Here is a 7,624-nt window from a genome sequence, read left to right as displayed (position 1 = left end):
CCCGCCGTTATGGCGGCTTGCAGATATTCCTCCGCGCCGTTCTTTCCGGCGGCTCGATGGTGCTGTCCGATCCGCATGAGGCGCTCGGCGATCATGTCGCGCGCCTGAACGCGGGCGGCGTCTCGCATATCTCCGGTACGCCCTCGCATTGGCGCAAGATGCTGATGAGCGGCTCGGCCGCGCAATTCGCGCCCGGCTACGTCCGTCTCTCCGGCGAGATCGCCGACCAGGCGGTGCTGGACGGGCTGAAGGGGGCGTTCCCCAATTCCTCCGTCGGCCATGCCTATGCCTCGACCGAGGCCGGCGTCGGCTTCGCCGTCAATGACGGGCTGGAAGGTTTTCCGGCGAACTATCTCGGCAGCCGCAATGGCGTCGAGATGAAGGTCGTCGACGGCTCGCTGCGCATCCGATCGACGCGCATCGCACATGCCTATATCGGCCGCAACGCTGCCGCGCTCACCGATGCCGACGGGTTTGTCGACAGCGGCGATATCGTCGAGCTGCGCGGCGATCGCTATTACTTCGTCGGCCGCCGCGGCGGCATCATCAATATCGGCGGACTGAAGGTTCACCCCGAAGAGATCGAGGCGGTGATCAACCGCCACCCCGATGTGCAGATGTCGCGGGCGAAATCCCGCCGCAGCCCGATCACCGGCGGCATCGTCGTCGCCGACGTGATCCTCGCCGACGGCACCGATCAGGCGCGGGTGAAGGAGATCCGCGACCAGATCCTGGATCGATGCCGTGCTCAGCTCGCCTCTCACAAGGTGCCGGCGGTGATCCGCTTCGTCGAGGCGCTCGACGTCACTCCGGCCGGCAAACTGGCGCGCACCGATGCATAATGTTCTCGTCACCGGCGGCAGCCGCGGAATTGGCCTCGCGATCGGCAAGCGCCTCGCCGGCGCCGGCTTCAACGTGATTGCGGCGGCGCGGCGCGAGAGCGACGAGCTCAAGGCTGCGATCGCCGAGTCCAATGGCCAGCTGCATTTCCGCGCCTGCGACCTCGCCGTGATCGATGCGATTCCCGCTTTCGCGAAACTCGTGCGCGACGAATTCGGTCCGATCTACGGCCTCGTCAACAATGCCGGGCTCGGCACCGAGGGCCTGCTCGCGACCATGCACAATTCCGAGATCGAGGCGCTGGTGCAGCTCAACGTGCTCTCGCCGATCATTCTCACCAAATATGTCGCGCGCCAGATGATGGCGGATGGTGCCGGCCGCATCATCAACATCCTCGATCATCGCGACGACGGGCTATAACGGCCTGTCCGTCTATGGCGCCACCAAGGCCGCGGCGACCGGCTTCACCCGCTCGCTCGCGCGCGAGGTCGGCAAGCTCGGCATCACCGTGAATGCGATCGCGCCGGGATTCATCGACACCGAGCTCACGCACAATCTCTCGGACGAGAGCCGCAAACGCATCGCCGGCCGCAGCGCGCTACGGCGATTGCCGGAGACGGATGACGTCGCACGCATGGTTGAATATCTGCTCGGCGAGGGCGGCCGCAACGTCACCGGTACCGTGTTCACCATCGACGCGGGGAACACCGCGTAAACGGAACTCCGCTGCCACAATTGCGTTGATCCGGCGCAATGACATCAAGCCGGATTTGGTCGTAAGATGGCCCGCAATCGATTGGGTTACGTCAATCGATCTGCCCTAATCGAAAGGGAGCAGTCGATGGCCACTTCAAACATGACCGCTTCGAATCAAGGCCGGATCGAGCCGTCGCGCGCGAGAGCGGATGATGTTCGCTGTCCGCCGATGTCGCATCAGAATTCCGGCGATCATGGTCACGAAATGTATCCGCAGCAATTCGTGCGGCTGGTTGGCTGTCACGGCGCGTCTCCCGATGCCTTGCGCAAGCGCGAGGACGAGAAACTGCATTAGGCGCTCACGTCCGTTGCTTCGGCAGGTCAATTCGTTCTTGTGAGAATTCCGGCGGTCCTTCGGTGAGGCGGCGGATGCGGCGTTCGCGTTCGTCGACGGGCAAGGCGGGATCGATCAGGCCCTCGATCTCATGCACCGCAATCTCCTCGATCCGCGTGGCGTCCGATGCGATGGAGTGCGTTAATGAGAGCACCGGTGGCGCGGTCTTCAGGCCGAATTCGACCAGCTTGCCGATTGCATCAGAGCGGGTGAGGTGATTGGCTTCGGCCCAGACGTCGACGGCGGTGGTCAGCCATTCCGACATCTTCACCGCGCTGATCGGGTCATGCCTCGTGCGCTGCCGCACGGGCGTCGTCATGTCCTTGTCGCCGTGGCCGGGCACTTCGGTCACCCCACGCAATCCCCTGGAGATGTGCCCACCGTAGTCGCTGTTTCCGGCGCGCCATTTGACTCCGATCAATGACGGCTGCGGCATTGCGGCGCGCCGCGATCTTGTTGTCCGGCCCGGTTTCGGCCAATGATGGCAAGGGCGCGCCCTCAGGCGAACCCGGATCGATCCTGCCACGTATTTCTTTCAGACACGCATCCCAACATCCGGCATGACGCGATGACATCAGGCGAATCCTTCTATGGCGGCATTCCCGTCTTTCGCGGCTTCACCAGCCTGATGGACCCCGCGCTCTATGCGCCGCTGCCGGACGATTGGAGCATCGGCGTTGCCGACATCGTCGATTCCACCAAGGCGATTGCGGCGCAGCGCTACAAGGCGGTCAACATGGCCGGCGCCGCCGTGATCGCGGCGGTCACGAACGCGTTGGAGGGGCGCGAATTCCCCTTTGTGTTCGGCGGCGACGGTGCGAGCTTTGCGGTCGCGCCCCATGATCTTGATGCTACACGCGAGGCGCTGGCCGCGACCGCGACCTGGGTGCGGGAAGATCTCGACCTGACGATGCGCGTCGCGCTGGTGCCGGTCAGTGCCATCCGGGCGCAGGGCCTCGACGTGCGGGTCGCGCGCTTCGGTCCCTCGGCGAACCTGTCCTATGCGATGTTCTCCGGCGGTGGGCTCGCCTTCGCCGATGCCGCGATGAAGCGCGGCGAGTTTGCGGTCGCTGAGGCGCCTGCCGGCACGCAGCCCGACCTGTCAGGCCTGTCCTGCCGGTTCGAGGTGATGCCGGCCGCGCGCGGCCTGATCCTGTCGGTGCTGGTGATGCCGGCGCGCGGTGCCGATCCGCACGCGTTCCGCAAGGTGATCGAGGACATTATCCACCTGGTCGAGCGCAGCCCCGATGGGGGGCGCCCGGTGCCGCCGCAGGGGCCGCCGCTGAAATGGCCGCCGCAGGGGCTGGAATTCGAAGCCCGTACCAAACGTGGCGGTCCGCTGCTTGCGCGTCGCGCCAGCGTGCTGGCCTACACGCTGTTCGTCTATCTGATCATGCGTTTCGACCTCAATGTCGGCGGTTTCGTGCCGAACGTCTACAAGCGCCAGGTGGTCGAGAACTCGGACTTCCGCAAATATGACGATGGCCTGCGCATGATCCTCGACTGCACCCCGCAGCTCGAGCGCGGCCTCAGCGACCGCCTCGCGGCCGCCGCGCGCGACGGCATCGTGCGCTACGGGCTCTACCCGCAGGACGCCGCGATGATGACCTGCTTCACGCCCTCGGCGCTGCGCAGCGACCACGTCCATTTCATCGACGGCGCGCGGGGCGGCTATGCCTCGGCGGCGACGGCGTTGAAGGCGATGATGGGGTAGCTGCGATCTCGTGCCCCGGACGCAGCGCAGCACGAAGTGGTGCGCTGCTGAGCCGGGGCCTATCGCAGTGTGGGTCCCGGCTCTGCGAAGCAGCGCCATAGCGCGTCGAAGACGCGCGTAAACGCGCTCTTGGCGCTGCATCGTGTCCGGGACACGAGGGTGAGTTACCGCCCCGCGCGCGTCCAGGTCTCGCCGCCGCAAAGTGCGCCGACGCAGCCCTCGACCCGCAGCGAATCCGCTCCCGTAACCGTGACGCTGCTCGCATAGGTGCTGCCGTCGTCGGCATTGTAGATCTGGCCCGACCATTTGTTCGGTCCTGAGGGCTGCATGCCGCTGAACAGGGGCAGTCCGATCATCGACCGTTTGGCGAGCGCGGGATTGGGGTTCTTGCTGTCGGTGGCGGGCTGGCCGGTCGCGGTGTCCATGGGCTCGCGCAGCCAGACGACGTGGCCGCAGATGCCGCCGCCGCACTTGCTGATCTTGACGCGCGCATCGCCGGCCTGGGTCAGCCAGGTGCCGTCGGCGCTCTGCGCGTGGGCGGCAGTCGCACCAAACAGTGCAGCCAGGATGACGGACAGGATGGCGAATCTGCTGAACATGGAGGGGGCCTCGAAAAGGGAGGCGCCTCCATAGCAGCCCGGCAGGATAGTGCAACGCTGGATGGAATCACATTCCCGCGCTTATTTGGCTGCGCTTATTGCCTGCGCTCATTTGCCCCAGCGGACGAAGGCGACCGAGGCCGCCGTCGAGAGCCCGAACACGACCATGGCGCCGCCGACCAGCGCGAACAAGGTCCAGGCCGGCGCCTGCGCCATCATCAGGGCGATGCCGCCGATCGCGACGATCAGCAGCCGTCCTGTCGAGGCGAGCACCGGTCCGCCGACGCGCGCTGCACCTTGCGAGGAGAAATACAGCGATACGCCCATGCCGAAGAACACGAAGGCCGGACCCGCCCAGTGAAAGTAGCTGTGTGCCGCGGCGGTGACGCCGGGATCGTTGGTGAAGAGCGACACCCACAGGGCGGGATTGAGAGCGATGACAAGGCCGATCGTGCCGACCGTGAGTCCCGAGGCCGCCGCCGCGCTCCAGGCCACACGCCGAGCGCGCTTGATCTGGCCCGCGCCCATCGCCATGCCGACCATCGGCACCGAGGCGATGCCGAAAGCGAAGGTGATCGGGATCAGCAGGAATTCCAGCCGCGAGCCGATGCCGTAGCCGGCCAGCATCTCGGTGCCGAAAGTCGCGAGGATTTTCGTGAAGATCAGGATGGTGAGCACGGTCTGGAGCGGCGACAGGCAGGCCACCGCGCCGACCTTCAGAATGTCGAAGAACATCGCACGCTCGAAATGGAAGGCGCGGACGTTGAGCGATAGCCGGCTGCGGCCGGACAGCAGATACCAGAGGAAGAAGGCCGCCGCGCAGCTGAACGCGATCAGCTGGCCGGCGGCAACACCGGGCATGCCGAATTGCGTCACGCCGAACAGGCCGAGACCCAGCGTGCCGCCGAGCGCGATCTGGAGCGTGCTGGCCCCGATCAGGACCATCGAGGGCAGGCGCATGTCGCCGGTGCCGCGGATCACCGAGGCCAGCGTGTTGACGAGCCAGATCGCGACGGCGCCTGAGAACAGCATGTGCGAATAGCCGGAGGCTTCCTCGAGCACACGCTCGCGCCCACCGAGCAGCGTAAAGAACGCGCGGCCGAATGCGAGCATCATCACCGTGAAGAACAATCCGCCGCAGAGGCCGATGATCGCGGCATGAACTGCCAGCGTCGCGGCGCGGTCACGGTCCCCGGCGCCGAGCGCGCGGCTGATCGCGGAGGAGACGCCGCCGCCCATCGCGCCCGCGCTCATCATCTGCGTCAGCATCGCGAACGGAAACACCAGCGCGATCGCCGCCAGCGGAATGGTGCCGAGCCGGCCGATATAGGAGGTCTCGGCGATCGCCACCAGCGTGCTGCCGACCATGGCGATCATGTTGGGAATCGCGAGCCGCAACAACGTCGGCAGGATCGGCGCCGTCAGCAGGCTGGCGATCGGCGAGGCGACCGGTGCACGTGGCGGCGCGGCGTCTATCGGGGCGTCGATCGTCATGTTCACCGGGCGGAATATTAGATGATGATCGACATTCTAAGCGACGCGGCATCCACGCGCCAGCCCGTCGTCACGCAATGCTCACCACGGCAGGCCGCAGAGGTCGATGGTGCCCAGCGTCGGCGCGCGGACGATGTTGAAGACGTAGGGCGCCATATGGTCGAAGCGGATCCGCCCCTCCGGCTGCTCGCAATAGACTTCGCCCTTGAAGGGCAGCCAGCTGCGCCTCTCGTAAAATCCAAAATTGTGCGGCTCACAGAACAGCAGCGCGAAGCGAACGGCCTCGTTGGCGCGCATGGTGTGGACGGCTGCGTCGATTGCCACGGTCGCATAGCCGCGGCCGCGCTGGTTCTCGCGGGTGCAGACCCCGCCGATGCCGCCGACATGAACCTTCTGACCGTTCCAGGTGACGGTGCGGAAGTAGACGCCGACATGGCAGACGAGGCCATCCTCGGGCGTCTCGATCAGCACGCGCAGATCGGCGTTGGCCCATTTGACGTGAGCCCAGGGCTTGTCCGCCACCTGTTGCGGTCCCCAGACTGCCTGATGCAGCGGCTCCGCGATCCGCCACGAGGCGTCGCCGTTCAAAATGTCGATCTCGATGCTCATCGTCTCTCTTCCGCATCTCCGCGCCGTGGAGCGTTCGTTCTGCCATAAGCGCCTCAAAGGCAATGATATTTTACGGCCTGTCGACGCGCCCCACACGATGCGTCGATTTTATGCAATCCGGCCAATCGGCCACATCACGCATTTTCGCAAATTGACGGTATTTAACGGCCGTGGAACCTTCTATAAGAGTCCTCGTTAAGCCAGTTCCCCATCAGTCGCGGACAACAACCCATGACCTTTACGCTGCCCCCACTCCCTTACGCCTATGACGCCCTCGGCCAGTTCATGTCGAAGGAGACGCTGGAATTCCACCACGACAAGCATCATCAGGCCTACGTCACCAACGGCAACAACGCGCTCAAGGGCACCGAATGGGAAGGCAAGTCCCTTGAGGAGATCGTCAAGGGCTCGTTCGGCAAGAACCCCGCGGTGTTCAACAACGCCGGCCAGCACTACAACCACATCCACTTCTGGAGCTGGATGAAGCCCAACGGCGGCGGCGACAAGCTGCCGGGCAAGCTCGCAAAGAAGATCGACGAAGACCTCGGCGGCTTCGAGAAGTTCAAGACCGACTTCCAGGCCGCCGGCGTCGGCCAGTTCGGCTCGGGCTGGGCCTGGCTCCAGGTCAAGAACGGCAAGCTCGAGATCGCCAAGACCCCGAACGGCGAGAATCCGCTGGTGCACGGCGCGACCCCGATCCTCGGCGTCGACGTCTGGGAGCACTCCTACTACATCGACTACCGCAACCGCCGTCCCGACTATCTCAAGGCGTTCGTGGAAAACCTCGTGAACTGGGAATACGTCGAGTCCCTGTTCGACAAGGCTTGAGTTTACGCGTCATCGGAATCGCGAAAGGCGGTCGCTCGCGCGGCCGCCTTTTTGCTGTGCGGAACTGTATCCGCACAGTCGGTGCGCTCCCTCTCCCGCTTGCGGGGGGAGGGCTGGGGTGGGGGTGTCTCCGCAGAGAGATTCCCAGTGTGGTGAGAGCCCCGACCCGCCGCGCTTCGCGCGTCGACCTCCCTGCGAGCGGGAGAGGTTGCCCGGACCTGCGGCACGGCCGATGCCCAAAGCTATCTCGCTTGAGTCCTGCACAATGCGCGTATGGGCCTGTGATCGTACCGTTTGCATCGCGTCAGCGCCGCCCTTAATCAGGACGGGCATCATCATCGAGCCGACCCCAGCCCGTTGTCAGAACCTTCCCCGAACAATCCGGCGCCTGCCGAGGACGCGGACTCCGAGCCGCGGCCGGGGCGGGTGCGCAAGCCGATCGGCTGGGGG

The 7,624-nt window shown here is 65.3% G+C and carries 8 protein-coding genes and 1 pseudogene; 5 read left to right on the top strand and 4 right to left on the bottom strand.

Going from position 1 to position 7,624, the window contains the following annotated elements:
- From PMI42_RS05740 to PMI42_RS05730, 3 genes and pseudogenes are all read left to right on the top strand, one after another.
- Positions 1 to 842, top strand: an 842-nt coding sequence (locus PMI42_RS05740) for an AMP-binding enzyme (RefSeq protein ID WP_008131436.1), incomplete at its 5' end; no start/stop codon positions are given.
- A pseudogene (locus PMI42_RS05735) lies at positions 835 to 1,555 on the top strand (SDR family NAD(P)-dependent oxidoreductase). The gene PMI42_RS05740 and the pseudogene PMI42_RS05735, both read left to right, overlap by 8 nt.
- A 126-nt stretch (positions 1,556 to 1,681) precedes the next feature.
- The gene (locus PMI42_RS05730; RefSeq protein WP_008131428.1) at positions 1,682 to 1,891 is read left to right on the top strand and encodes a hypothetical protein; all 210 of its coding nucleotides are present in this window, start codon (positions 1,682 to 1,684) and stop codon (positions 1,889 to 1,891) included.
- Positions 1,892 to 1,895: 4 nt separating this feature from the next.
- On the opposite strand, the gene PMI42_RS05725 is transcribed toward PMI42_RS05730, so the two are convergent.
- Entirely contained in the window at positions 1,896 to 2,366 is a 471-nt protein-coding gene (locus PMI42_RS05725) for a hypothetical protein (RefSeq protein ID WP_008131426.1), read from the bottom strand.
- Positions 2,367 to 2,498: 132 nt separating this feature from the next.
- Between PMI42_RS05725 and PMI42_RS05720 the strand changes: the two genes are divergently transcribed.
- Complete coding sequence (locus tag PMI42_RS05720) at positions 2,499 to 3,644, top strand: DUF3095 domain-containing protein (RefSeq protein ID WP_008131424.1); 1,146 nt, start codon at positions 2,499 to 2,501, stop codon at positions 3,642 to 3,644.
- A 164-nt stretch (positions 3,645 to 3,808) separates the two neighbouring features.
- Here PMI42_RS05720 and PMI42_RS05715 read toward each other — a convergent pair whose 3' ends face one another.
- From PMI42_RS05715 to PMI42_RS05705, 3 genes are all read right to left on the bottom strand, one after another.
- Positions 3,809 to 4,243, bottom strand: a complete 435-nt coding sequence (locus PMI42_RS05715; RefSeq protein ID WP_008131423.1) for a DUF2147 domain-containing protein — start codon at positions 4,241 to 4,243, stop codon at positions 3,809 to 3,811.
- A 108-nt stretch (positions 4,244 to 4,351) separates the two neighbouring features.
- Positions 4,352 to 5,737 (bottom strand): MATE family efflux transporter, encoded by a 1,386-nt coding sequence (locus PMI42_RS05710; RefSeq protein WP_008131419.1) that lies wholly within the window; start codon positions 5,735 to 5,737, stop codon positions 4,352 to 4,354.
- 81 nt (positions 5,738 to 5,818) lie between these two features.
- A complete protein-coding gene (locus PMI42_RS05705; protein ID WP_008131417.1) occupies positions 5,819 to 6,346 on the bottom strand; it encodes a GNAT family N-acetyltransferase in 528 nt (175 codons plus the stop codon).
- Positions 6,347 to 6,577: 231 nt separating this feature from the next.
- Between PMI42_RS05705 and PMI42_RS05700 the strand changes: the two genes are divergently transcribed.
- The gene (locus tag PMI42_RS05700) at positions 6,578 to 7,174 is read left to right on the top strand and encodes a superoxide dismutase (protein ID WP_008131415.1); all 597 of its coding nucleotides are present in this window, start codon (positions 6,578 to 6,580) and stop codon (positions 7,172 to 7,174) included.
- The last annotated feature ends 450 nt before the right edge of the window (positions 7,175 to 7,624 follow it).

The sequence above is a fragment of the Bradyrhizobium sp. YR681 genome (genome assembly GCF_000282615.1).
Classification (GTDB): Bacteria; Pseudomonadota; Alphaproteobacteria; order Rhizobiales; family Xanthobacteraceae; genus Bradyrhizobium.
This window is presented reverse-complemented; position numbering and strand designations above follow the sequence as displayed.

Bases quoted from the DNA above. Each gene is read 5' to 3' on its own strand.
- PMI42_RS05705 (WP_008131417.1), bottom strand. From the start codon at position 6,346: ATGAGCATCGAGATCGACATTTTGAACGGCGACGCCTCGTGGCGGATC.
- PMI42_RS05715 (WP_008131423.1), bottom strand. From the start codon at position 4,243: ATGTTCAGCAGATTCGCCATCCTGTCCGTCATCCTGGCTGCACTGTTT.
- PMI42_RS05700 (WP_008131415.1), top strand. From the start codon at position 6,578: ATGACCTTTACGCTGCCCCCACTCCCTTACGCCTATGACGCCCTCGGC.
- PMI42_RS05730 (WP_008131428.1), top strand. From the start codon at position 1,682: ATGGCCACTTCAAACATGACCGCTTCGAATCAAGGCCGGATCGAGCCG.
- PMI42_RS05710 (WP_008131419.1), bottom strand. From the start codon at position 5,737: ATGACGATCGACGCCCCGATAGACGCCGCGCCGCCACGTGCACCGGTC.
- PMI42_RS05725 (WP_008131426.1), bottom strand. From the start codon at position 2,366: ATGCCGCAGCCGTCATTGATCGGAGTCAAATGGCGCGCCGGAAACAGC.
- PMI42_RS05720 (WP_008131424.1), top strand. From the start codon at position 2,499: ATGACATCAGGCGAATCCTTCTATGGCGGCATTCCCGTCTTTCGCGGC.